Here is a 23,007-nt window from a genome sequence, read left to right as displayed (position 1 = left end):
GACCCTGCCGGAAAGATGTCAGATTCGGTCTCGCCCGGCAATCGTGACTCTGTTCTGGCGGAGGGATGGGGACGCCTTCGGCGGGCGTATTTTTCAAGAGAAGGAGGGGCGGGCGCTGCGCAGGGCCGGACATGGTGCCAGTGGCAGAGTGACGACTGGCGAGGCTGGGGCGCCTTCTTGGCTCAGGGTTGCCCGAGCCAGAGCTTGTATTGCAGGCGCGCGCCAGCGCGCCGGGCGGCAGCGAGCTTGGCCTCGAACAGCTTGAAAGCGCGGGCAGGGTTGTGGTGGTCATCCCAGTTCTGCCCGTCAGGATCGGCACCAAGGATTTCCCAGCCCACATCGCGGGGCGGCTCGTGCAGGGTGTGGGCCGAGGCCTCCATCAGCCGCACGCCAAGGCCGAGGGACAGGGCATGCCGCGCAAGCTCCTCGGCCTGAAGCCGTGCAAGCCACGGTGTGCCCGCGCCGGTGCGGGCGGCGGCGATGAGGCTGTCCATGTCAGGGGTGGAGCCGGGGGCGCGTGCCCCCGGAACCGTGGTCATCATACGCTGAGGCAGACGTATTTCATCTCGAGGTAATCCTCGATGCCGTGGTGGCTGCCTTCGCGGCCAAGGCCGGATTGCTTGACGCCGCCGAAGGGCGCGACCTCGGTCGAGATGATGCCGGTGTTCACGCCAACGATGCCGTATTCCAGTGCCTCGGCCACCTTGTAGACGCGGCTGAGATCCTTGGCGTAGAAGTAGGAGGCAAGGCCGAAGATCGTGTCGTTGGCCAACTCGATCACCTCGTCCACGTCCTCGAACTTGAAAAGCGGGGCGAGGGGGCCGAAGGTCTCATCGGTGGCGAACTGCATCTCGCGCGTCGCGCCGGTGACGATGGTGGGTCTCAGGAAGTTGCCCGGCCCCTGCAGCTGCTCGGCGCCGCCAAGGATGATCTCGGCGCCTTTTTCCTTGGCGTCGGCCAGGTGCTCCTGCACTTTCCTGATCGCTTTCGAGGTGATGAGCGGGCCAAGGTCGGTGCCCTCTTCGAGGCCGTCGCCGACCTTCATTTTCGACACCGCTTCCTTCAGCTTGGCGGCGAATTCATCGTAGACACCGGCCTGCACGTAGATGCGGTTGGCACAAACGCAGGTCTGGCCGTTGTTGCGGAACTTGCACATGATCGCGCCCTGCACAGCCGCATCGAGATCGGCGTCGTCGAAGACGATGAAGGGCGCGTTGCCGCCCAGCTCCATGGAGCATTTCATCACCTGATCGGCAGCCTGCGCGAGCAGGATCCGGCCCACGCCGGTGGAGCCGGTGAAGGTCAGCTTGCGCACCTTGGGGTTGGAGCAGAATTCCTTGCCGACCTCGGACGAACTGGCCGAGGGCACCATGTTCAGCACCCCCGCCGGAATGCCCGCGCGCTCTGCCAGCACACAGATCGCCAGCGCCGAGAGCGGCGTTTCCGACGCAGGCCGGCCCACGAAGGAACAGCCCGCCGCCAGCGCAGGCGCGCATTTGCGAGTGATCATCGCGTTGGGGAAGTTCCAAGGCGTGATGGATGCGGCAACACCGATGGGCTGCTTCATCACCATGATGCGCTTGTCGGGGGCATGGCCGGGGATCGTCTCGCCGTAGATGCGCTTGGCCTCTTCGGCGTAGAATTCGATGAAGGAGGCGCCGTAGGCGATCTCGCCCATGGCCTCGGTCAGGGGCTTGCCCATCTCGGCGGTGAGGATCGTGCCGAGGTCCTTCTGGTTGGCCATGATGAGATCGAACCACTTGCGCAGGATCTGGCTGCGCTCTTTCGCGGTCTTCGCGGCCCATGCCTTCTGAGCGAGGTAGGCGCCATCGATGGCACCGGCAACCTGCGCACGGCTGAGGTTGGCGACCCGGGCGATGACATCGCCGCGAGCGGGGTTGGTCACCTCGAACTCGCCATCGGCGCCGGTGATCCATTCGCCGTTCACGTAGGCCTTGGTCTGCAGCAGGCTCGGGTCATCCAGGAGTGAGGGAAGGTTGGTCTCGGTCTGATCCAGCATGGAAGCCTCCTGTCGGTTGTGTTTCTGCCGTTGGCAGATCATCAGTCAGGAACGAAGTCTAGCGCCGGCAGGGAGAAAAGCCATGGATCTGAGCGACGCCTACGCCAATGGGCCGTACATCGCCCAAGCAGAGACCTATCCGCCCCGCTGGACTGAGGCGGCCGCGCAGTTCCGCGCAGCGCTGCCCGGGGCGCGAAGGCGCGAAGGGCTGGCCTACGGGCAGAGCGCTCGCGAGCGGTTCGACCTGTTCCTGCCCGAGGGCACGGCGCGCGGCGTCGTGGTCTTCGTGCATGGGGGCTACTGGATGAAGTTCGGGCGCGAGGTCTGGTCCCACCTTGCTGCCGGTTCGCTGGCGGCGGGCTGGGCGGTGGCGATGCCGTCCTACGATCTCTGCCCCGATGTCCGTATCTCTGGGATCACGGCCCAGATCGCCGCCGCCGTCACCGCCATCGCCGCCGAGGTGCCCGGGCCCATCCGCCTTGCAGGGCACAGCGCCGGCGGGCATCTCGTGGCGCGGATGCCGGCGCCGGGGGTGCTGCCCGATGACGTGGCCGCGCGCATCGCCCATGTCATGCCGATCTCGCCCCTGTCGGACCTGCGCCCCTTGCTGCACACGGACATGAACGCCACGCTGCACCTCGACGCGTCCGAGGCATGGGGGGAAAGCCCGATCGCCATGGCCACACCCACCGTGCCTGTCACGGTCTGGGTCGGCGCCGACGAACGCCCCGCCTTCATCGACCAGGCCCGCTGGCTCATCGAGGCATGGGACGCAACGCTGGTCATCGACGACGGGCGGCACCATTTCGACGTAATCGACGGTCTTGGCACGCCCGGCAGCTCCATGCTGAATGCGCTTCTGGGCTGAGGGGACGTTTCGTAAATCCGTCACGGGCCTGTCACGCACGGGTCATGCGGCCATGAGCAAGGACCGCGTCATAACACGCTGAACAATCAGTTGGGACAGTTCCATGATGCTTCGCACGCTCTGCGCCACCTCGGTGCTGGCGCTTTCGGCCCATGCGGCCAGCGCCGAGATGACCTTCAACCGCATCGCGTCCTTCGCGACCCCGGCCAACATGGCCGAGGGCGAGGACCGCACCCGCCGCACCTCGGCCGAGATCATCTACGCCACCGAGGATGGCAACACGCTGGTCTATTCCGACAGCCCCCTCGGTGTCATCGGTCGCATCGACATCACCGATCCGGCCAACCCGCAGCCGCTGGGCAACACGGAGATGGGCGGCGAGCCGACATCGGTCTTCGTGAATGGCACATCGGTGTTTGCCGGTGTGAACACCTCGGAAAGCTTCACCAATCCCTCGGGCAAGCTGGTGACTCTCGACGCCACCACCGGCGAGATCACCAGCGAGTGCGACCTTGGCGGCCAGCCTGACAGCACTGCCATGGCGCATGACGGCAGCTTCGTCACCGTCGCCATTGAGAACGAGCGCGACGAGGATCTCGGCGATGGCCGCGTCGGCCAGATGCCCGGCGGTTACGTGGCGATCCTTGACGTGGTTGACGGTGCGGCGGACTGCGACAGCCTCGTCAAGGCGGACGTGACCGGCCTTGCTACGATCGCCCCCGAGGATCCCGAGCCCGAATTCGTGGACGTGAACGCCCTTGGCGAGATCGTCGTCACCCTGCAGGAAAACAACCACATCGTAGTGCTGGACAAGGCAGGCGAGGTGCTGTCGCACTTCTCGGCCGGGGCCACGGACCTCGACGGCATCGACGCCACTGACGAACGCGGAGCGCTGATCTTCACCGAAAGCCAACCGGGCCGCCTGCGCGAGCCAGACGGCGTGCAGTGGATCGACGATACCCACTTCGCCATTGCAAACGAGGGCGACATGGACGGCGGCGCCCGTGGTTTCACCGTCTTCGCCAAGGACGGGACCGAGGTCTACGACAGCGGCGCCAGCTTCGAACATGCCATCATCGAGGCGGGCCACTACCCGGACAAGCGGTCGGATGCGAAGGGTGCCGAACCTGAGGGCATGGAATTTGCGCGTTTTGACGGCACCCCCTACCTCTTCGTACTGGCAGAGCGTGCCTCGATGGTCGGCGTCTACGACATGACCGACCCCGCCGCCCCGGTTCTGACCCAGCTGCTGCCCTCGGGCATCGCTCCGGAAGGCGCGGTCGCCATTCCGTCGCGTGGCCTCTTTGTCACGGCGAACGAGGAAGACCTGATCGAAGATGGCGGCATCCGCAGCCATGTCATGATCTACGAATACGCCGAAGGCGCGGCGCAATACCCTACGCTGACCTCGCAAGGGGCGGACGAGCTCATCGGCTGGGGCGCGATCTCGGGCATGGTCGCCGGGGATGACGGCATGGTCTATGCGGTGAACGACAGCTTCTACGGCTTCCAGCCGCGCATCTTCACCATCGACACATCGCAGACCCCGGCCCGCATCACCGCGGCCACCGACGTGACTCGCGCGGGACACCCGGCGCAGAAGCTCGACCTCGAGGGCATCACCACCGACGGGCAGGGCGGCTTCTGGCTCGCCTCCGAGGGCCGAACCGACCGGCTGATCCCGCATGCTCTCTATCATGTGGATGCGAACGGTGAGATCCAGCAGGAGATCGGCCTTCCCGCCGAGCTTCTCGCAGGTGAGCAGCGCTACGGTTTCGAGGGCGTCACCATGTTGAATGGGACGCTCTGGATGGCAGTGCAGCGCGAATGGGGTGATGATCCGGAGAACCACGTGAAACTGGTGTCCTACACCCCCGAGACCGGAGAATGGGGCGCCGTGCTCTACCCCAAGGCCGCGCCGGCACAGGGCTGGACCGGCCTGTCTGAAATAACCGCCCACGGCGATTTCGTGTATGTCATCGAACGGGACAACCAGATCGGCGCGGACGCCGTCACCAAGAAGATCTACCGTATACCCGCCGCCGAGATGACCCCCGCCACCCTCGGTTCCGAGCTTCCGGTGGTCTCTAAGGAAGAGGTCCGCGATCTCATCCCCGACCTCGCGCAGTGGAATGGCTACATCACTGACAAGATCGAAGGCCTCGCCATCACCCAAGAGGGCACTGCCTGGGTCTCCACCGACAATGACGGCGTCGACGACAGCTCGGGCGAGACGTTCTTCTGGTCCTTCCAGCTCGAAGACTGAGCCACAGGGCACCTTCTCCGGTTTCTTCTCTTGAGAAATACGCCGGGGGAGGCGCCGCATGGCGACGGGGGCAGCGCCCCCACTCAACAAACAAGTAAGCCCCGGCCTTGGCCGGGGCTTGCCGCTGGTTCAGCGGTGGGGATCAGGCACTCAGTTCACCTTTTCGGCGTCCACCACGTCCTTTTCGATGGCGCGGGTTCCGCTGCGGGCAATCTCGATCCGGCGCGGTTTCAGCGCTTCGGGCACCTCGCGCTTGAGGTCGATGTGCAGCATGCCATGCTCGTGGCTGGCGCCCAGCACGCGGACATGGTCCGCAAGGGTAAAGCGGCGCTCGAAGGCGCGGGTGGCGATGCCCCGGTGCAGGTAGGTGCGCTCTTCGCTGTCGTCGGAACGGCGCGCGGCAACCACCAGTTGCTGGTCTTTCAGCTCGACCGACAGGTCGGCCTCCGAGAAACCGGCCACGGCGATGGAAATGCGCCAGGCATCGTCGGCGGTCTTCTCGATGTTGTACGGGGGGTAGCTGCTCTGGGCCACGTCACTGGCCAGCGCCCGGTCCATCAGGTCGGCGATCTGGTCGAAACCGACGGTGGCCCGGTAGAGCGGGGCAAGATCGAAATGTCGCATGGGAATCCTCCATTGAGCGAAACCATATGTGTCGCGCCTTCCCGGCAGTGGGACAGGCGCAGGGATCGACCCGGGCCCTGTCACAGGCACCCCGGTCAGTACTGGATCTGGGGAGGCCGGAAAGAGGTTTCAAGAGCCGCCACGGGCGAGCCTGACAGGTTGGGCAGGCAGGCCCGTGCGCGAGCCTCTTGGACAGGGCCAGTTGCCACGTCATTGGCCTGTGAACAGGCGCAGGCCCGGCTGGCGCGTCAGGCAGGCAGCGCAGGAGTGGATATTTGGGGGGCGGCATGACCGGGTGAGGCCCCGGAAGCGCTCAGGGCTTCACGAAACGCGCGCCGATGCTGCCGCGATCGCCGCTACCACCGACGGTTATGCGCCGTGCCCCGGTGCCAGAGACGGGGCGGGCGTTTTCGCGGTTCAGGCGCCGGCTCAGCTCAGGCACCCGCGCCGTGATGTCGGGGCCGAAGGACTCACCGCTGTTCGAGACCGACGAGATCACTGAGAGGATCCGCATCCGCCCGTCTTCGCGTGAGAATACCGGCGCACCGGAGGACCCGAAGGTCACCGTGCAGTCAAAGCCGTAGATGCCCTGCGCGTAGCGCGTCCGCACGTTGCAATCCGCCTCGCGTGACAGCACTTGGTCGCGACCCTGCCCATAGGAGGCGACGCTGACTTCTGATCCGTCCGCCGCCCGCTCGAGCAGGCGGAACGGGTCGGCCTCGGCGCTGGACACAGGACTGTCGAGCTTCAGAAGCGCCACATCCGTGGAAATCGCATCGGCGTTCAGCATCCCCTCAGGGGTCTTGGCATGGGTCTCGTACTCGGGCGGCGTGACCCAACGCAGCACCCGCCGCGAGGTGATCTCGGATCCATGATGATAGCCAGCGCGGAAGGTGATGCCCTCGGGAGAAATGGGGGCGCCGGACATGCGGTCATGCACACAATGGGCGGCGGTCAGCACCACGTCGCTGGCCACCAGAGCGCCGGTGCAATAGCCTCCGGGCAGATCCACGCGGCCCACGGCTTCCCAGCCCAGCAGGGTGCCGCGGCTGTCCATGACATCATAGACGACATCTTGCGCAAGCGCCCGGACGGGCACCAGCGCAATCGCGGCGCAGGCGAGTATGCTCAGGGTTTTATGAATTTCGCCCCCGTTTCCCGCCGGTCCCCGGCGTCCAGCGCATGGCGGACGGAATCCCCCTCCAGCGCGCCGCGCAGGGCCTCGAGCGATCCTTCCACCTGGGTGCCGAGCGACACCTCGTTCCCCCCGGCCTCGGCCTTGGCCGACACCACCGACACGATGCGCGGCACGCCATCCTCTCCGGTGTCGAAGACGGGCGAGCCGGAGCTGCCGAAATCCACCGGGCAGGACAGCACGAGCATGCGCGTCTGCCGGTCAAGCACTTGGCACATCCCCTGCAGTGACGGCGCTTCCGAACGGTCATGGGCGTAGGACACCACGCTCAGCTCGGCGCCGCGTTCGGGATGGGGGCCGGTACCGAAGGGCACAAGTGCACTGTTGCGGATGGGCAGCTGCAGCTGGATCAGTCCAAGGTCATTCTGCACCCGGTCGGTGCGCGAACTTGCCTCGAATTCATAATCCGGATGGGCCACCGCCTGCTTCACCCTCCGGTAAGCGGCGGCGCGGCCGTTGCGCCACCCGGCGAGGAACTGGATCTGGTCCACCGGAACCGCTGCGCCGGTGCCCGCATCGTAAAGGCAATGCGCCGCGGTCAGCACCAGGTCCGGCGCGATGAGCGCCCCGGTGCAGAAGGCCTTGCCGGCCAGCTCCAGCCGTCCAACCGCTTCCCACTGTCGCCCGTCTTCGCGGCTCTGCATGGAAAACAGGCCTCCCTGCGCGGCTGCGGCGGTCGAGAAAAACAGGGACACGATCAAAAGCAGTACGCGCACGGGGCAATCCTTCACTTCCGGTCCAGTGAGTACCCGTATCTTTTGTCAAAAGTTGGGCGTGCCCACCAGACCGGTGGTGAAAGGCCCCCGCCTTATTCAGCCAGTGCGCGCGGCTTCGGCCCCCCGGTTGCCCAGTCCAGAAGCTCGACCGTATGCACCACGGGCACGCCGGTGCCCGACCCGATCTGCATCATGCAGCCGATGTTCCCGGCGGCGATGATGTCGGGGCTCTTGGCCTCGAGGGTGCGCACCTTGCGCTCCTTCAGCTGCCCCGAGATCTCGGGCTGCATCAGGTTGTAGGTGCCCGCGCTGCCGCAGCACAGGTGGCTGTCGGCGGGCTCGACCACCTCGAAGCCCGCTGCGGCCAGAAGCGCCTTGGGGTGGGTCTTGATCTTCTGGCCGTGCTGGAGCGAGCAGGCGGCATGGTAGGCCACGCGGATCGGCCCCTCGGGCGCGGGCGCGGCGCTGGCCATGTCGGTCCCGGCGATCTCGGCCTTGGCAAGGTTGCGCGACTGCACGTCCGCCTCGGGCATCAGCTCGGTCAGCAGCTCGGACACGTCACGCGCCAGCCCCGCCACCCGCGCGGCGTCCTCGGCCAGCGGATCGTTGCGGAACATGTGGCCGTAATCCTTCACCGTCGTGCCGCAGCCAGAAGTGTTGATGACGATGGCATCAAGGCCATCCCCGTCGATCTCGGCGCACCACGCGCGGATGTTGGCCGCCGCCGAGCCGTGGCTGAGATCCTCCTGCCCCATGTGATGGGTCAGCGCGCCGCAGCAGCCTGCACCCTTGGCTACGACGATCTCGCAGCCAAGCCGCCGCAGCAGGCGGATGGTGGCATCATTGATGTCGGTGTTGAGCGCCTTCTGTGCACAGCCGGTCATCAGCGCCACGCGGCGGCGACGCGGCGCGGTGGGGGCAAAGCTCTGCGGGTCATCATTGCGGCTGACCGCGGGGATGCGCCTCGGCGCCATCTCGAGCATGGCGCGCAGGCGCTTGTCGGGCATGAACCGCGCAAAGGGCCGCCCCAGCTTGGCCCCCGCGAGCGCGGCGCGGAAGCGGGTGGGATAGGGCAGGATGCGTGCCAGCAGCCAGCGCAGGGCGCGGTCCGACAGGGGGCGCTTGTAGGTCTTTTCGATATAGGCGCGGGCATGGTCCACAAGGTGCATGTAATGCACCCCCGACGGGCAGGTTGTCATGCAGGCAAGGCAGCTCAGGCAGCGGTCAATGTGCTTTACGGTGGTCTCGTCCGGCACCCGCTCGTTCTCGAGCATGTCCTTGATGAGGTAGATCCGCCCGCGCGGGCTGTCCAGCTCGTCGCCAAGCACCTGATAAGTGGGGCAGGTGGCGGTACAAAAGCCGCAATGCACGCAGGCCCGGAGGATCTCGTTCGCGCGTTCGGTGCCGGGATCGGCAAGCTGCGCGTCGGTGAAGTTCGTCTGCATGAAGAAACCTGTCGTCAGGAAAGCATCGTCCGGGCCAGCGCAAGCCCGAACCAGGGAAGGGTGGTTGCCAGCAGTCCGGCGATGGTCACCCATCGGCGCGGGCCGGACGGGGCCACGCGGCGCCGCAGCGCAATGGCAAGAGCCGAGACGGCCAGCACCCAAGCCAGCCACAGCGTCAGCAGCGAGAGCGCGGCGTGGCCGTCCGCCTGCAGCACCAACGCTGCCACCGCCGCCATCACTGTGCCAAGCGCTGCCGCCAGCAGCAGCGCCAGCGACCGGCCCAATTGCACGATCAGCGCGAAGAGCAGCGGCCCGGCGATAAAGCACAGGACAAAGACGATGACCGTCTCGCGGCTCATGCCATGAGCCCGGGGTTGAGGATGCCGCGCGGGTCAAAGCGCTTGCGCAGCCCCGCGCTGAGCGCGGCCACCGGGGCAGGCTCGGACTCGAACACCGGCAGGCCCGCGCCGCCGCGCACCACCGTGGCATGACCGCCAAGGCGCGGCGTGCCCTCGGGGGCCAGCCGGGCGCGCAGGTCCGTGCCCTCGGGCACCAGCGCCCAGATCAGCCCGCCCCCCCAGTCCAGCAGCAGATCCTCGGCGCTGATGCGCGTCGCCACCGCCAGAGCATCCGATGGCTTGCACGAGATCCGCCATACGTCGCCGGGTCGCCCGTGGAACGGCTCCACGTCGCGTACCCTGCGCCAGAGCGCGTCGCACAGGTCGGGATCGCGCTCCACGACTGGCCCGAGAGGGGCAAACATCTCCGACAACCGCGCGGACCTATAGGCCACCGACTCCGAGAACCCCTCGACCCGCACCAGCGTCTGCGCCGTACCATCTGCGCCAGAGGGCAGATGTGCTGCGCCGCTCACGTCGAAGGGGGAGCCAAGCGCCCGGGACATGGCTTCCACCGCCGCCTCGAGGCCAAGCCCCGGCAACACCAGTGTCGCCACGGAAGCAGGCGTCGGCAGCACCTTGAACGACACCTCAGTGAGCACACCGAGCGTGCCATGGCTCCCGGCCATCAGCTTCACGAGATCATACCCGGTGACGTTTTTCATCACCCGCCCACCGTTCGACACCTCCTGCCCGGAGCCGTCGACAAAGCGCACCCCAAGCATGAAATCCCCGCAGGCCCCGGCCTGCACCCGGCGCGGCCCCGAGACGTTCGCTGCCGCCATGCCGCCCACAGTCGGGGCGCCAGACGTGCCGAGCAATCCACGATGATCCATCGGCTCGAAGGCCAGCCGCTGCCCCTCGGCAGACAGCGCCTCCTCGACCTCGGCCAGCGGCGTTCCGGCGCCGACCACCAGCGTCAGCGCCCCCGGCTCGTAAAGCCGGATACCACTCAGCCCACCAGTCTCAAGCAACTCACCAGGCGCGCCGCCAAGGCCGCGTGTGCCGCCGCCACGCACCCGCAGGGGCCCGCCCGCATTCCTGATTTCCTCGGCCAGCTCGGCCATGCTCGCAGGTCTCATGCTCTTCCTTTGACGTAAAATATCCCGGGGGAGTCCCGAAGGGACGGGGGCAGAGCCCCCTCACGCGGCGCCGCAAACGCGGCGCAACCCGTCATCGCGGCAACCTCACGCCACCTCACGCCGCGATGCTGAGGCCTCGAGCGGGAACACTTTTGCCGGATTCAAAAGCCACGCCGGGTCAAACACGTCCTTCACCGCCATCTGCGCCTCGAGATCCGCAGGCCGGTATTGCACCGACATCAGGTCACGCTTCTCGATCCCCACCCCATGCTCGCCGGTCAGGCACCCGCCCACCTCGACGCACAGCTTCAGGATCTCGGCGCCAAGCCCCTCGGCCAGGGCCAGCTGCCCTTCCTGGTTGGCGTTGAACAGGATCAGCGGGTGCATGTTGCCATCCCCCGCATGGAACACGTTGGCGACCTCCAGTTCGAAGTCCTTCGACAGCTCGCGGATGCGCCGCAGCACCTTGGGCAGCTCCGATACCGGGATCGTGCCATCGAGGCAGAGATAATCGTTGATCTGCCCCATCGCCCCAAAGGCGCTCTTGCGGCCAAGCCAGATCCGGCCCGCCTCATCAGCGTCCTTCGCCTCGCGCAATTCCACCGGATCATGCCGCCGCGCGATCTGCGTGATGAGCCCCAGCTGCTCGGCGATCTCCGCTTCAGAGCCCTCGACCTCGACGATCAGAAGTGCCTCGCAATCGGGATAGCCTGCCTTGGCAAAGGCCTCGCAGGCGACGATGCAGGGACGGTCCATGAACTCGATCGCCACGGGCAGCACGCCCGCCTTGATGATGTCCGACACGCATTCCCCGGCCACTTCGTTCGATCCGAAGGCAATGAGCACCGGCCGCGCGCCCTCGGGCTTGCGCAGGATGCGCAGGGTGGCCTCGGTCACCACGCCAAGCTGCCCTTCGGACCCACAGACCACGCCCAGAAGATCCAGCCCCCCGGAATCGAGATGCGCGCCGCCCAGTTCCACCACCGTGCCGTCCATCAGCACCATGGTGACGCCAAGCAGGTTGTTCGTCGTCACGCCGTATTTCAGGCAATGTGCCCCGCCCGAGTTCATCGCGATATTGCCCGCGATGGCACAGGCCAGCTGCGACGACGGGTCGGGAGCGTAAAAGAAATCGTTCTCCTCGACCGCGCCGGTGACCGACAGATTGGTGCGCCCGGTCTGCACACGGATGTAGCGGTCGGGATAGTTGGTCTCGAGTACCGCGTTCATCCGCGCCACCCCTAGGATCACCGAATCCGCCGTGGGCAGCGAGCCCCCCGCAAGCGAGGTCCCCGCACCGCGCGGCACCACCGGCACGCCTTCCTCGTGGCAGACCTTCAGCGCCGCGGACACCTCTTCGGTGCTGGCGGGCAGGATCGCACAGAGCGGTGGGCAGCGGTAGGCGGTGAGCGCATCGCATTCATAGGCGCGCACCTCGGCCTCGGCGTCGATCACCGCGTCCTTGGGCAGCACCTCGCGCAGGCGGGCGACGATACGCGCCTTGCGGTCCAGGATCCCTGCGTCGGGCTTGGGCATCTGCATCGGTGGTCCTCCTCCAGAAAACACCCCTAGCAGCCGCAGCCCATGGGGCATGACGGCAATTGGTAAACTCATATAACCAATTTACACGTATGGCCAGAGCCTTTCCCGAGGCCACCACGCATCGGTTTGTCCGGCGGTTGCACGGCATGCCTTGCGTCCGCCCCAAAAACGATAGCACTACTGGCCCATGGACTGGGTCAAGATCATACATATCCTCTGCGTCATGGGCTGGATGACCTCGATTTTCGCGGTCCCGAGGGCCCTGATCTTCTGGAAGCGCGATTTCGCGGCCACCGGAGCCTTCGGCCCGCTCGGGGACCTGACCGTGCGGCTCTACCGATTCTCGGCGGGGCTGGCAGTGATCGCGCTGGCGACGGGGCTTTGGCTGGGCAGCGTCTGGCAATGGGCGCCTTGGGTGCATCTAAAGCTGACGCTGGTGGCGCTGCTGGCGGCGCATTACGTCTGGACCGGCCGCATGGTGATCCGCGCCAAACGCGGAGAGTTCCGCGAATCAGACATGTTCCTTCGCATCTTCAACGAGATCAGCGTGCTCGGGGTGATCGCCGTGCTCTGGGTCGTCGTGGTCAAACCCTTCTGACGGAGACGGCTGAGTGAACTGGATGGTGCGCCTTGGCTATTTCGATGTGATCGATGGCGTCGCGCTGGTGCTTCTACTGGCCTGCTGGCTTGGCAGCTCGTGGGTGATCGAAAACCCGCCAGCGCGCCGCATGTCCGTGTCCAAGCTGATGACAAGCTACCGCCGCCGCTGGATGCACCATTTCATCACCCGCCAGCCGCGCATCTTCGACGCGAACATCGTTGGCTCCCTGCGCCAGAGCACGGCATTCTTCGCCTCGGCGGCGATGATCGCGATCTCAGGGATCTTCGCGCTTCTGGGGGACGCGGACCGGCTGCGCGGGGTGGCGGGGGATTTCGCCGACACCGACGCGCCGGTCTTCGTGTGGGAGGTCAAGCTGTTCCTGCTGCTGCTGCTGGCAGCCAACGCGTTCCTCAAGTTCGTCTGGTCGAACCGGCTGTTCGGATATTGCTCGGTGGTCATGGGATCGGTCCCCAACGATGAGTCCAAGGTGGCCTATGCCCGCGCCGCGAAGGCCGCCGAGATCAACATCTTTGCCGCCCGCAGCTACAACCGGGGCCTGCGCTCGGTCTATTTCGGCATCGCCTCGGCGGCATGGCTGCTGGGGGGCGAGGCGCTGATCCTCGCCACGCTGGTGACGCTCATCGTGATCCTGCGGCGTGAATTTGCCTCCCAATCGCGCGAAATCCTGATGCAGGACGATCCGCACGAGTGATCCCGTGCGGCCGCTGGCGGGTGGGGGACCATTTGGCTTGCAAATCCCTTGGTAAGGGATTTGCTGTCCCGCAAACCGCAACTGCCCGGAGGTTCCCATGACCAGCGACCCCTTCTTCCAACCGATTTCCGGCATGGACCTGCCGCGCTTTGCCGGCGTGCCCACCTTCATGCGCCTGCCGCTGGTCCAGCCCGGTCACGAGCGTTTTGGCGACGTCGAGGTCGGCCTCATCGGTGTGCCATGGGACAGCGGCACCACCAACCGTCCCGGCCCGCGCCACGGCCCGCGCCAGCTGCGCGATGCCTCGACCATGATCCGCGCCCAGCACGGCGTTACCGGCCTGCGCCCCTTCGATGCCGCAGCCTGTGCGGACCTTGGCGACGTGGGGCCGAACCCCGCCGACATTCAGGACAGCATGGCCCGCATCACCGCCTTCTATGAGGGCGTCGTGGCGGCGGGCATCCGGCCCTTGACCGCTGGCGGCGATCACCTGACCTCGCTGCCGGTGCTGCGCGCCCTTGGCAAGGCCAAGCCTCTCGGGATGGTGCATTTCGACAGCCATACGGACCTTTGGGACAGCTACTTCAACGGGCAGAAATTCACTCACGGCACGCCCTTCCGCCGCGCTGTGGAAGAAGAGTTGCTCGACCCCAAGCGTGTCGTCCAGATCGGTATCCGTGGCCCGATGTACGATCTTGAGGACCGCGATTTCGCCAAGGCCGTCGGCATCCGGATCATCACCGTCGAGGAGTTCCATGCCCGCGGTCCCGAGGACGTGATGGCCGAGGCGCGCGAGATTGTCGGGCAGGAGGACACCTATGTCAGCTATGACATCGACTTCGTGGACCCGACCTTTGCCCCCGGCACCGGCACGCCCGAGATCGGCGGCCCGAACAGCTACCAGGCGCTGCAGGTGGTGCGCGAGCTGGCGGGGCTGAACATCGTCGGTGCCGATATGGTCGAGGTTTCACCGCCGTTCGATCAGTCCGGCGGCACCGCCTTCCTTGGCGTGACGATCATGTTCGAGCTGCTCTGCGCGATGCTGTCGAAGTAAGCGCTGCGCCCGGGCCAGCGGTCCCGGGCGCTCCTCCTGCGGCTGGTTCGGATCTGCGGTGCCGCCGTTGGTCCGTGCGTCACTTTGGAAACCGGTTCCGATATCCTTCCGGCCGAAAGTCCGGTTGTTCGTCCGGGCTGACGTGTGGAGCCACCTTTCCGGGGGACGATTTACGCACCCTTGGGTTTGGCGCTCTCCAGCCAACCGATTTGCGCCACTTTAAGGCGTTCAAGCTGCCGGCGGCTCTATGGCCTACCTGCGCCAACAAGTCAGTCGCTGACGGGACGGATCAGCTTGCGTTCGAGAACCCGCAGCACCGTGCGCAGCTCATGCCCGCGCTTCAAGATTTGCCCGTCCATCCCGATCACCGCGTATTCGCCCTGCCGGTTGCGCAGCTTGGGGCGCTTTTCGATGCGGTAGAGCGGGTGTTCAGCGGTCCTGCGGAAGACGGAAAACACCGCCACGTCCCGCAGGCTTGAAATGCCATAATCGCGCCATTCTCCGGCAGCCACCATACGGCCGTAGAGAGACAGTATCACGTTAAGCTCGGTCCGGTGGAAGGCGACCACATCCGGAGAGTGGCCGGGCCCCGGGAAAGGCGTAAGGCTGTTCATTTCCTAAAGCTGAACCTCACCCTGCTACAAATCAAGGCCTTCCGTGCAAACAGCCTGTTTCACTCGGACCCGAGCACACCTTTCAGCCCGGTGTAATGGCCGGACAGGCCGTCATGCAGCGGCAGAAGCTCGGCCTGAAGCGCGTGGTAGATGTCGGGCTTGCCCTCGAACAAGGATGCCTTGGCTTCGGTGCCCTGAGCTTCCGGGAACCAGCCGCCGTGGGTGTCATCGATGAACAGCGCCTCGGCACTGTCCCACAGCCGGACGTACCACTCCCGGTCGGATGCCGTGCCGCCTAGCTTCAACAGGCTCGCCACGGCGCCAATGCCTTCGGTCACGGGCCACCACAGACGATCCGGGCGCAGCACGGTGCCGTCGAAGTCCAGCGTGTAGGCCATGCCGCCGCCGGGCTGCCATGCGTCCTTCAACGCCGTTTCGATAAGGGCGCGTGCCTTGGCCTCGCTGTCATCCTTCGGTCGTCCTGCAAGGTCCCAAGCCTGCAACAAAAGTCGTCCAAATTCCACGCTGTGCCCCGGTGTGGTGCCCGCCGGGCGGAACATCGGATCGCCCTCGTAGCTTTCGTCAACGCTCCAGTCCGGGTGGTAGTGTTCGGTCAGGCGCCAGCCACGAGTGGCGGCGATCTCGTCCACGAAAAAGCGCAGGATGGTCTGCGCCCGGTCAAGGTGCCGCTGGTCCCCGGTGATCTCAAAGGCGGCGAGGTGCGCCTCGGTGGCGTGCATGTTGGCGTTCATGCCCCGGTATTGCGAGAAGCGAGTCCAGTCGCGCCGGAACTCGTCCTCGTAAAGGCCCCGCGCCGGGTCGAGGAACCGGTCCTCGAGCACCCCGGTCACGTCCTGGCGCAGGCGCGCGGCATCTGGGTGGCCGGCGGCCTCGGCGCTCGAGGCGGCCAGCAGAACGAAGGCGTGGCCGTAGGCCAGCTTGTCCGAGCGCACCGGGCCGTCGCCCTCCACCGCGGCAAGGTATCCGCCATGCAGATCGTCCCCAAGAGTGCGCCACAGGGTCCGCACCCCGGTGTCGATGATTGTTTCGCAGTCCGGCGCCCCGGCGATATGGCCAAGCGCGTAGCTGTGCACCAGCCGGCTGATGGCGATAAGCTCCTGCGGGCCGGGCTTCGGCGTGCCATCGCGGTCCAGCGCGGCAAAGTGGCCATCGGGCCGCAGGCTCGCGCGGAAGAGGTCGAGGTTACGCAGGGCAAGAGCCTTCTGCCGGGCGATGCGGGAGGGATCTGAAAGCGGGCTGGTCATGACCGCAGCGTTGCGCCGAGAGCGGCGTTTGTGCAAGGGGGAAGTGGTGCGAATGAAGGGACTCCTATCCCCACGCCAAAGGCGCCAGAATCTAAAACTGGCGATTACTTAATGAAAACAAATAAATTGGCGTTAAAGTTTGGCAGAACATTCGAGAAACAAATGGCGAAACTGCTAACGCGGTTTCACCCTGGCACATCTGGTGATGCCACCGCAGCGTACCGGCGACGAGGGCGCTCATCACCAAGGTCGCGCGGCGCGGCGGTCAGCTGCAAGCAGTCCGCGCCAGTGATCCCGTGACACGCGAGGTCGGACAGCCCTGACGCGATCCCCCCCCCTATCCTCTCTCCGGCCTTTTCTCGTGCTCCCCTCAAGGGCCTTCTGTTTGTGAAAATCCGCTTATGGTCGAGGTAAACCCTTCCTCGGACAGATTTATCCCACAGGCTCGGTGATCGCGATGCCGAGAGCGGTGTATCCGTTCGGGGCGGCGAAGCGGACCTAGAGCTTGGCGACCCCGCGGTCGAAGTCCCTTGCCGTGAGCCGCTGGCCCAGCAGTTTCTCACAGTGCATCTTCGTCTCAACGCGTCTCAAGTGTTTGTAGCCGCTCCACCGTCGCCACAGGGCGCGGCCGAGACTTGGATGTGCGCAGGGTCTCGTTGCGCGCTACGGCTCCGTCAGCGACCGTCTTCCACGGTTTCGCATTCTTGCGAGGCGGGATGACCGCAGCGGCGCCGCACTCGGCAATAATATCATGATACTTGCGCGTGTCGTAGGCGCCATATGCCGTGACGCTGCCGATTGCCTGAACCGCAGAGATTTGGGCGAGAAAGTTGGGTAGGATCTGCGCATCGCCGATGTGGCTGCCGGAGATCTCCTGCAAACGACCCCGACGTGCTCGCCCAAATTCCTATGCGCAAATCACGCAAGATGCGCGTCGGTGTAGATCACTCGCTGTACTCATTGCGAAACCTTGTTGAACGGTGCTTCAACAAGCTGAAAAACGCACGGCGCGTCGCCACACGATACGACAAAACCGCTGAAAGCTTCCTGGGCTTCGTCGACATCACATCTATCCGCCTCTGGGTCCGCCTTTCATCAACATGACCTAGAAGGAAACTAAACCCCGGCAACGCAAGTTGGATCAGACAGCATTACGAGAGATTCATGATGAAACCAGCCCTTCTGATACTCCCATTCTGCGCACTCGTGTCAGGTTGCGCAGATCCCGCGCCCCAAGGCGAACGTCCGATGGACGAAGTCCCGGTGCAAAGCGTCCTGCCAACCGGCCAGCGGCAATACAGCTTCGAAAACGGCTGCAATGTCATCCTTGAGGCCGAGGCTGCGGTCCTTGTACGCGAAGATCCCGAATGCGCTTTGCACCACCGTGACATCGCATTGCTCTACGCTTCCGGCGACTGACGCCAGAACCATCCGATCCAGTGCATTTCGGCCGCCCATTCGGGCGGCCTTTTTCATGGATATTGCTATGACCAGCATCAAGACGATCGCTTCGATCCTGATCACCAAGACACGCAGTTTCTGGCTTGCCGCGCCAGCCGCCTCCAATCCGACACCGTGCTGGGGATCAAATCACACCGCTTCGCAACAGACCACTCGCCACGCGGTACTGTTGCACCACGGCCCGCATCGAAAACCCGTCACCTTTCCGGACATTCTCCGCACCAAAGGATGTGCCAAAACTCAACGGTTTCTGCTGCCGGCGAAAAGGACCGTTTTCGAACGGTCCTGAAGGTCCGGTGTGCGGACAAAGCTGCCGTTCGCTGCGTTCGCAGTGTAACGCAAGCGGCGCGGCAGAACCCAGCTTTATGCCACGGGTGGTGCATTCCGAGACTTGGGGACCTGTTCTGTCAGCTCAGGGCCCCACTCTTGCAAGCGGGGCCTGTTTCTTTTAAGGACGAACCAGTGTCACGGAGGTTTGATGACCTGTTAAAGTGGGGAGGCATAGCGCCCTCCCGATGCAAAATCAGTCGAGTTGGATCCACCGCCTGAACCGGGACGGTGCCAAATGGTTTGCATCCTTATCCGAAAGCACTTTTGCAGAGCGGGATCCCCCGCCTTTCGAACACGAAAGCTCACTACAATGACACGAGACTATTCTCGCTTCTTGCCGTCCGCGGCCTCGAAACCCTTGTCCGGGCAAGGACCCGAAACCTTGCGTAAACTGGGCTGGAGATCCTTTTTCATCCAGCAGTGCGACGTCGAAACTCTCATCGCTACGCCACCCGCGCGCGTTTGTGAGGTTCACAGAACTGGCCTGCGTTTGCTGGGAGACGGGATCGACACGATCATACCGCCCATCCCCGACACAACCGTTGGCGACTGGCTTTTGCTGGACCGAACCGCACCCACGCGCAGCACAGTGTTGAACCGCAGCAGCGTGTTCGAGCGGCGCGCGCCCGGTCATGATCGCAAGCTCCAGCTGATCGCCTCCAATGTGGACACAGTCTTCATCGTCTCGTCCTGCAACAAGGACTTCAACATCGCACGACTGGAGCGCTACATCGCCCTGGCATTCGAAGCCGATGTAACCCCCGTCATCCTGCTGACCAAGGCCGATCTGTGCGTGGATCCTGCTCCCCAGCTCGCTGCGGCGCGCGCGATCTCCGACCGGGTGCTGGTCGAAGCCCTCGACGCTCTGCGTGACGACATAGTCGCCAGGCTGTCGCCGTGGTGCGCCACGGGTCAGACCATCGCCTTTCTTGGATCGTCCGGTGTCGGTAAGTCGACGCTGGTAAATGCGCTCATGAAGAAGGGTGTGGCCGAGACGGCAGGCATTCGCGAAGACGACAGCAAAGGCCGCCATACGACAACGCGACGGCAGCTCCACTTCACGTCCGATGGATGCGCCGTTCTCGACACGCCCGGTATGCGAGAGCTTCAGCTCACCGATGTCGGAACAGGCATCTCAGAGCTGTTCGACGATCTGGTCACCCTGGCGGGACAGTGCCGTTTCAGGGATTGTCAGCATGAGAGTGAGCCTGGATGTGCCATTCGGCAGGCCCTCGACGAAGGTGCTCTCGATATGTCCCGTATGATGCGGTGGCGCAAACTTGCTGCCGAAGAGCGCTTCAATTCGGCGACCCTAGCCGAACGCAAGGCGCATGACAGGTCAAGGCACAAGATGCACCGATCCATCCAACAGAAAGAGAAGTGGTAGGCGCTGAGGGCAAAAGCCGGATCCGAATGATCCGGCGATCTCTAGGCAAGCTGCGAAAGCAGCTTGCCGAACTACCCGATACTTCTCGCTTAGGAGTGTAGCGACGGTCGGATAGCGATCGGCTGCCGCCCATACTGAAGTTCATCAGATTAGCGACATACGTATGAAAGGGCTCAGAGCGGACCTGCGGCGGCGCGGCAGGCCCCTCGCCCTGGTCCGCCAGGCCTGCGGACCCTGACGGCCCAAGGCGGACCTTTGCGTAACGATCGGGTGGCCGTTTTCGGCCTCTTGAGATCATGACTGCTCTCGGTCCAAAGTGATGGCATTCACAGTGAGAGGTTTGGAGATCTGTGACAGTCACACTGTGCAGTTCTGTCAACTGACGCTTTCAAAGAACCTGGGGCCTGGCGTATCGTTACGGTGATCGACAAAGCGGCCACGGTCAGGATCTTGTGGGCCTAACCACTCCGTGGTCACCGCAGAGGTCCGCGAGGACTGCGTGCAGAAGGGCGATGATTTCAGCACGCGGCGCAGCAGTCCTTTCGACGATGCCGATCTGGCGGGTCACCTGCGGAACGCCGAAGGCCATGCGCGTGATGTTCAGATCCTCGGGGTCCTGCAGAGCAACATGCGGCACAACCGAGATGCCCAGACCTTGCCGGACGCCTGTGACGATCGATCCGATGGTGTCAATTTCGGCGACGTCGTTGGTTACAACGCCGAGACGGGACAACTCTGTATCGATCAGGTTCGCCAGCGGCACGGCGCTTCGGAAACGGATGTAGGGTCGCGTGTTCAACAGTTCGATTGGGTCGCTCGCTTCCATGCCACGCGGCACGATCAGCCAAAGCGGTTCACGAAGGAAGGGGCTCCAGCGCAGGGTGCTGGGAATTCCGAGGTGTTCCGCGACGATAGCGGCGTCGAGCCGTCCGCCGGCCACGTCCGCGATCAAGGTTGAGGAAAGGGACACTCGCAAGCTTGGCTTCAGGTCCGGGTAGCGTCCGCGCATCTGCACCATGGCGCGTGGCAGCAGGTTCAGCGCACTCGAGCGGACTGATCCCAGCATAAGCGTCCCGGCGATCTGGTCGCCGCGCAAACTGGCCTTCGCGTCCTCGGCACGGCGCAGGATATCTTCCGCCATTTGAATGACCTGGAGGCCTTCAGGCGTGATCCGAGGTGGTCTTTTGGTGCGGTCGAAGATGGTCACGCGCAGTTCCTCCTCGAGCGCATGAACCTGCTGGCTGACGGCTGAAGGTGTCAGGCCGACAAGGTCTGCCGCCTGCGCGAAGGTGCCATGCGATTGAATCGCCATAAGGGTCTTGAGCTGCCGTGTGTCCATGGTCAAATCCACTTTTTCTAAATCTAACAACCAGAAATACGCGCTTTTGTGAAGTCATTCTTGGCGATACGGTTCCCAACCAAGGAGGACACCCATAGCAGGTTCGGGAGACCGCTTTGGGCCAATCGAAAAACAGAGACACGAAATGGCGCGCCCCGAGGCTTCGGGACGCTGTGGAGACATGTGCGATGAGCAAGACAATCCTCGTTACGGGGCCTGACCTCGATCCGTCCGCCGCCCAGCTGGTGGAGGATCACGGTTACAAGACGGTGCATACCCCGCCCTATGCTGACAGCGCGGTGATTTCCGAGTATCTTCAGAAGACAGGCGCCGAAGGGATCGTGTCGCGCATGGGGCGTCTTGACGCCGCCGTCATGGACGCGGCGCCGCAGCTCAAGGTGATTTCGAAGCACGGTGTCGGGGTCGACAATATCGACATCCAGGCCGCTGCCGATCGGGGTATTCCAGTGCTGGTCGCGACCGGTGCCAACGCCGTGTCCGTTGCCGAACATGCCATCGCGCTGCTTCTGTCTTGCGCCAAGCGGATCCTGCCGCTTGATGCTGGGCTGCGGGACGGTCGCTGGGAAAAGCCGGGCTTTGCGGGACGCGAGATTGCCGGATCCACCATGGGGCTGATGGGCATGGGTGCGATCGCACAGGCCACGGGTCGCATGGCCAAGGGTTTGGGGCTGACCCTCATCGGTTACGATCCGTACGCGCCGGATAGCGCCTTCGAGGAACTCGGCGTCACCCGCTGCGACAGCTTCGACGAGCTTCTAGCGGGGGCCAATGTGCTGAGCCTGCATTGCCCGCTGACCCCCCAGACGCGGCAGATCCTGAATGCGCAAGCAATCGCCCGGATGCCGGAAGGCGCATTCGTGGTCAACACTGCTCGTGGCGGGCTGATCGACGAGCCGGCGCTTCTGGCCGCGATCCAGAGCGGCCATCTGGCGGGCGCGGGCCTCGACACTTTCGCGGTTGAGCCGCCTGAGGCCGACCATCCGTTCTTTGCCGAGCCACGCATCGTGCTGACCCCGCATATCGGGGGAGTCACCCGCCAAGCGGGGGCACGGGTCGGCGTCGATGCCGTGCGCGGGATCTTTCAGATCCTCGACGGGCAGCCCGTCGCTCCCGAACGCATCATCAATCGAAAATTGCTGGCCGCCGCACAGGCCGAGCCGGCCAGTATGGAGAAATGACCATGACCACCGGGTTCCGTATCCTCAAACGCGACCGCGTCGCCGCTCCTGAGATCGTCGCCGAATTCGCCAAGCTGCCCGTCGCCAACGTGTCTGACAGCATGTCGCGCATGACAGCCGCCGGGTCGCGCCTGCGCCCGATGCACACGTCGGGTGGCATGGCGGGCGTCGCCCTGACCGTCAAGGCGCGCCCCGGCGATAACCTTATGCTCCACGCGGCCATCGACCGGGCCGTGCCCGGCGACGTGATCGTCGTCGATGCGGGCGGCGCGCTGGACAACGCGCTGATGGGCGAGCTGATGCTGGCCTACGCAATCAAGAAAGGTGTTGTCGGCTTTGTCATTGACGGCGCGATTCGTGATTTGGACAATTTCCGCGAAACCAACCTGCCCACCTGGGCGGCGGGTGTCACCCATCGCGGCCCTTACAAGGACGGCCCCGGAGAGGTGAACGTGCCCATCGCCATCGACGGCATGGTGTTCCACCCCGGCGACATCGTCATCGGCGACAGCGATGGTGTGCTCTGCGTGCCGATCGACGGGGCCGAGACGATCCTGAAAGCCACTCAGGACAAGTCTGCGAAAGAAATCAAACAAATGGCAGACATCGAGGCCGGCACCAACGACCGGACCTGGGTCGACCGCGCGCTCAAGGAACGCGGCTGCGCCCTGCTCGACGACTGAAACACACGCATGAAACGGAGGAGTAACATGCTCAACATCTTCAAGAAAACCGCCATCGCAGGCGCGATGATCCTGTCCGCAGGGGCCGCGCTGGCCGAATATCCCGTGTATGGACGCCCCCGGGGCTGCAAGCGATTTTTTGACTTTGGCAACAGCATTGCGGTCGAGTTCCTTCGTGTATCCGGCCTCTGGTTGCGACCTTCAAT

The 23,007-nt window shown here is 64.6% G+C and carries 22 protein-coding genes and 2 pseudogenes; 10 read left to right on the top strand and 14 right to left on the bottom strand.

Going from position 1 to position 23,007, the window contains the following annotated elements; genetic code table 11:
- Positions 1-182: 182 nt before the first annotated feature.
- A complete protein-coding gene (locus IEX41_RS14330) occupies positions 183-539 on the bottom strand; it encodes a hypothetical protein (RefSeq protein ID WP_229673243.1) in 357 nt (118 codons plus the stop codon).
- A complete protein-coding gene (locus IEX41_RS14325; RefSeq protein ID WP_188790952.1) occupies positions 539-2,020 on the bottom strand; it encodes an NAD-dependent succinate-semialdehyde dehydrogenase in 1,482 nt (493 codons plus the stop codon). Before IEX41_RS14325 ends, IEX41_RS14330 begins: the two co-directional genes overlap by 1 nt.
- Before the next feature lie 82 nt (positions 2,021-2,102).
- Between IEX41_RS14325 and IEX41_RS14320 the strand changes: the two genes are divergently transcribed.
- Both IEX41_RS14320 and IEX41_RS14315 read left to right on the top strand, forming a co-directional pair.
- Positions 2,103-2,888, top strand: a complete 786-nt coding sequence (locus IEX41_RS14320; RefSeq protein ID WP_188790951.1) for a hormone-sensitive lipase — start codon at positions 2,103-2,105, stop codon at positions 2,886-2,888.
- A gap of 103 nt (positions 2,889-2,991) precedes the next feature.
- The gene (locus IEX41_RS14315) at positions 2,992-5,154 is read left to right on the top strand and encodes an esterase-like activity of phytase family protein (RefSeq protein ID WP_188790950.1); all 2,163 of its coding nucleotides are present in this window, start codon (positions 2,992-2,994) and stop codon (positions 5,152-5,154) included.
- Between the two features lie 150 nt (positions 5,155-5,304).
- Here IEX41_RS14315 and IEX41_RS14310 read toward each other — a convergent pair whose 3' ends face one another.
- The 7 genes from IEX41_RS14310 to IEX41_RS14280 form a co-directional block, all read right to left on the bottom strand.
- Positions 5,305-5,778, bottom strand: coding sequence for an Hsp20 family protein (locus tag IEX41_RS14310; RefSeq protein ID WP_188790949.1), 474 nt, complete (start codon positions 5,776-5,778; stop codon positions 5,305-5,307).
- Between the two features lie 313 nt (positions 5,779-6,091).
- The gene (locus IEX41_RS14305) at positions 6,092-6,835 is read right to left on the bottom strand and encodes a trypsin-like serine peptidase (RefSeq protein ID WP_188790948.1); all 744 of its coding nucleotides are present in this window, start codon (positions 6,833-6,835) and stop codon (positions 6,092-6,094) included.
- A 71-nt stretch (positions 6,836-6,906) separates the two neighbouring features.
- Positions 6,907-7,689, bottom strand: a complete 783-nt coding sequence (locus IEX41_RS14300; protein WP_229673242.1) for a trypsin-like serine peptidase — start codon at positions 7,687-7,689, stop codon at positions 6,907-6,909.
- A 92-nt stretch (positions 7,690-7,781) separates the two neighbouring features.
- The gene (glcF, locus tag IEX41_RS14295; RefSeq protein ID WP_188790947.1) at positions 7,782-9,134 is read right to left on the bottom strand and encodes a glycolate oxidase subunit GlcF; all 1,353 of its coding nucleotides are present in this window, start codon (positions 9,132-9,134) and stop codon (positions 7,782-7,784) included.
- Between the two features lie 14 nt (positions 9,135-9,148).
- Positions 9,149-9,493, bottom strand: coding sequence for a hypothetical protein (locus IEX41_RS14290; protein WP_188790946.1), 345 nt, complete (start codon positions 9,491-9,493; stop codon positions 9,149-9,151).
- A complete protein-coding gene (locus IEX41_RS14285; protein ID WP_188790945.1) occupies positions 9,490-10,614 on the bottom strand; it encodes an FAD-binding protein in 1,125 nt (374 codons plus the stop codon). Before IEX41_RS14285 ends, IEX41_RS14290 begins: the two co-directional genes overlap by 4 nt.
- Positions 10,615-10,719: 105 nt before the next feature.
- Positions 10,720-12,156, bottom strand: a complete 1,437-nt coding sequence (locus tag IEX41_RS14280; protein ID WP_188790944.1) for an FAD-linked oxidase C-terminal domain-containing protein — start codon at positions 12,154-12,156, stop codon at positions 10,720-10,722.
- A 187-nt stretch (positions 12,157-12,343) separates the two neighbouring features.
- Between IEX41_RS14280 and IEX41_RS14275 the strand changes: the two genes are divergently transcribed.
- The 3 genes from IEX41_RS14275 (at position 12,344) to speB (ending at position 14,523) form a co-directional block, all read left to right on the top strand.
- A complete protein-coding gene (locus IEX41_RS14275) occupies positions 12,344-12,754 on the top strand; it encodes a CopD family protein (RefSeq protein ID WP_188790943.1) in 411 nt (136 codons plus the stop codon).
- A gap of 13 nt (positions 12,755-12,767) precedes the next feature.
- Complete coding sequence (locus IEX41_RS14270) at positions 12,768-13,469, top strand: DUF599 domain-containing protein (RefSeq protein ID WP_188790942.1); 702 nt, start codon at positions 12,768-12,770, stop codon at positions 13,467-13,469.
- Between the two features lie 97 nt (positions 13,470-13,566).
- Positions 13,567-14,523 (top strand): agmatinase, encoded by a 957-nt coding sequence (gene speB / locus IEX41_RS14265; RefSeq protein WP_188790941.1) that lies wholly within the window; start codon positions 13,567-13,569, stop codon positions 14,521-14,523.
- A gap of 269 nt (positions 14,524-14,792) precedes the next feature.
- Here the strand turns inward: speB and IEX41_RS14260 are convergent, their stop codons facing one another.
- The 3 genes and pseudogenes from IEX41_RS14260 to IEX41_RS14250 all read right to left on the bottom strand — a co-directional run.
- A complete protein-coding gene (locus IEX41_RS14260; RefSeq protein ID WP_188790940.1) occupies positions 14,793-15,137 on the bottom strand; it encodes a DUF2794 domain-containing protein in 345 nt (114 codons plus the stop codon).
- 59 nt (positions 15,138-15,196) lie between these two features.
- Positions 15,197-16,402 carry an AGE family epimerase/isomerase gene (locus tag IEX41_RS14255; RefSeq protein ID WP_188790939.1) on the bottom strand — a complete coding sequence of 402 codons (1,206 nt, stop codon included), beginning with the start codon at positions 16,400-16,402 and terminating at the stop codon, positions 15,197-15,199.
- Positions 16,403-16,834: 432 nt separating this feature from the next.
- A pseudogene (locus IEX41_RS14250) lies at positions 16,835-17,285 on the bottom strand (transposase); the annotation flags it as partial.
- Positions 17,286-17,290: 5 nt separating this feature from the next.
- Here IEX41_RS14250 and IEX41_RS14245 point away from each other — a divergent pair.
- Positions 17,291-17,506 (top strand): annotated as a pseudogene (locus tag IEX41_RS14245) (IS5/IS1182 family transposase); the annotation flags it as partial.
- A gap of 105 nt (positions 17,507-17,611) precedes the next feature.
- On the opposite strand, the gene IEX41_RS14240 reads toward IEX41_RS14245, so the two are convergent.
- Positions 17,612-17,878, bottom strand: coding sequence for a hypothetical protein (locus tag IEX41_RS14240; protein ID WP_188790938.1), 267 nt, complete (start codon positions 17,876-17,878; stop codon positions 17,612-17,614).
- A gap of 10 nt (positions 17,879-17,888) precedes the next feature.
- Here IEX41_RS14240 and IEX41_RS14235 point away from each other — a divergent pair, with 10 nt between their 5' ends.
- Together IEX41_RS14235 and rsgA are read left to right on the top strand one after the other, a co-directional pair.
- The gene (locus tag IEX41_RS14235; RefSeq protein WP_188790937.1) at positions 17,889-18,152 is read left to right on the top strand and encodes a hypothetical protein; all 264 of its coding nucleotides are present in this window, start codon (positions 17,889-17,891) and stop codon (positions 18,150-18,152) included.
- Positions 18,153-18,575: 423 nt separating this feature from the next.
- Positions 18,576-19,580 (top strand): ribosome small subunit-dependent GTPase A, encoded by a 1,005-nt coding sequence (rsgA, locus tag IEX41_RS14230; RefSeq protein WP_308421507.1) that lies wholly within the window; start codon positions 18,576-18,578, stop codon positions 19,578-19,580.
- A 442-nt stretch (positions 19,581-20,022) separates the two neighbouring features.
- Here the strand turns inward: rsgA and IEX41_RS14225 are convergent, their stop codons facing one another.
- Positions 20,023-20,919 carry a LysR substrate-binding domain-containing protein gene (locus tag IEX41_RS14225; RefSeq protein ID WP_188790935.1) on the bottom strand — a complete coding sequence of 299 codons (897 nt, stop codon included), beginning with the start codon at positions 20,917-20,919 and terminating at the stop codon, positions 20,023-20,025.
- A gap of 188 nt (positions 20,920-21,107) precedes the next feature.
- On the opposite strand from IEX41_RS14225, the gene IEX41_RS14220 reads away from it, so the two are divergent.
- Together IEX41_RS14220 and IEX41_RS14215 are read left to right on the top strand one after the other, a co-directional pair.
- Positions 21,108-22,118: a hydroxyacid dehydrogenase gene (locus IEX41_RS14220; RefSeq protein ID WP_188790934.1), complete on the top strand. Its 1,011-nt coding sequence runs from the start codon at positions 21,108-21,110 to the stop codon at positions 22,116-22,118.
- Positions 22,115-22,801: an RraA family protein gene (locus IEX41_RS14215; protein WP_229673241.1), complete on the top strand. Its 687-nt coding sequence runs from the start codon at positions 22,115-22,117 to the stop codon at positions 22,799-22,801. Before IEX41_RS14220 ends, IEX41_RS14215 begins: the two co-directional genes overlap by 4 nt.
- Positions 22,802-23,007 lie beyond the last annotated feature (206 nt).

Source organism: Salipiger pallidus, assembly GCF_014643635.1.
Classification (GTDB): Bacteria; Pseudomonadota; Alphaproteobacteria; order Rhodobacterales; family Rhodobacteraceae; genus Salipiger; species Salipiger pallidus.
This window is presented reverse-complemented; position numbering and strand designations above follow the sequence as displayed.

Coding starts and splice junctions, on each gene's coding strand:
- IEX41_RS14330 (WP_229673243.1), bottom strand. CDS start 539: ATGACCACGGTTCCGGGGGCACGCGCCCCCGGCTCCACCCCTGACATG.
- IEX41_RS14325 (WP_188790952.1), bottom strand. CDS start 2,020: ATGCTGGATCAGACCGAGACCAACCTTCCCTCACTCCTGGATGACCCG.
- IEX41_RS14320 (WP_188790951.1), top strand. CDS start 2,103: ATGGATCTGAGCGACGCCTACGCCAATGGGCCGTACATCGCCCAAGCA.
- IEX41_RS14315 (WP_188790950.1), top strand. CDS start 2,992: ATGATGCTTCGCACGCTCTGCGCCACCTCGGTGCTGGCGCTTTCGGCC.
- IEX41_RS14310 (WP_188790949.1), bottom strand. CDS start 5,778: ATGCGACATTTCGATCTTGCCCCGCTCTACCGGGCCACCGTCGGTTTC.
- IEX41_RS14305 (WP_188790948.1), bottom strand. CDS start 6,835: ATGGACAGCCGCGGCACCCTGCTGGGCTGGGAAGCCGTGGGCCGCGTG.
- glcF (WP_188790947.1), bottom strand. CDS start 9,134: ATGCAGACGAACTTCACCGACGCGCAGCTTGCCGATCCCGGCACCGAA.
- IEX41_RS14290 (WP_188790946.1), bottom strand. CDS start 9,493: ATGAGCCGCGAGACGGTCATCGTCTTTGTCCTGTGCTTTATCGCCGGG.
- IEX41_RS14285 (WP_188790945.1), bottom strand. CDS start 10,614: ATGAGACCTGCGAGCATGGCCGAGCTGGCCGAGGAAATCAGGAATGCG.
- IEX41_RS14280 (WP_188790944.1), bottom strand. CDS start 12,156: ATGCAGATGCCCAAGCCCGACGCAGGGATCCTGGACCGCAAGGCGCGT.
- IEX41_RS14275 (WP_188790943.1), top strand. CDS start 12,344: ATGGACTGGGTCAAGATCATACATATCCTCTGCGTCATGGGCTGGATG.
- speB (WP_188790941.1), top strand. CDS start 13,567: ATGACCAGCGACCCCTTCTTCCAACCGATTTCCGGCATGGACCTGCCG.
- IEX41_RS14260 (WP_188790940.1), bottom strand. CDS start 15,137: ATGAACAGCCTTACGCCTTTCCCGGGGCCCGGCCACTCTCCGGATGTG.
- IEX41_RS14255 (WP_188790939.1), bottom strand. CDS start 16,402: ATGACCAGCCCGCTTTCAGATCCCTCCCGCATCGCCCGGCAGAAGGCT.
- IEX41_RS14240 (WP_188790938.1), bottom strand. CDS start 17,878: ATGAAAAAGGCCGCCCGAATGGGCGGCCGAAATGCACTGGATCGGATG.
- IEX41_RS14235 (WP_188790937.1), top strand. CDS start 17,889: ATGACCAGCATCAAGACGATCGCTTCGATCCTGATCACCAAGACACGC.
- IEX41_RS14225 (WP_188790935.1), bottom strand. CDS start 20,919: ATGGACACACGGCAGCTCAAGACCCTTATGGCGATTCAATCGCATGGC.
- IEX41_RS14220 (WP_188790934.1), top strand. CDS start 21,108: ATGAGCAAGACAATCCTCGTTACGGGGCCTGACCTCGATCCGTCCGCC.
- IEX41_RS14215 (WP_229673241.1), top strand. CDS start 22,115: ATGACCATGACCACCGGGTTCCGTATCCTCAAACGCGACCGCGTCGCC.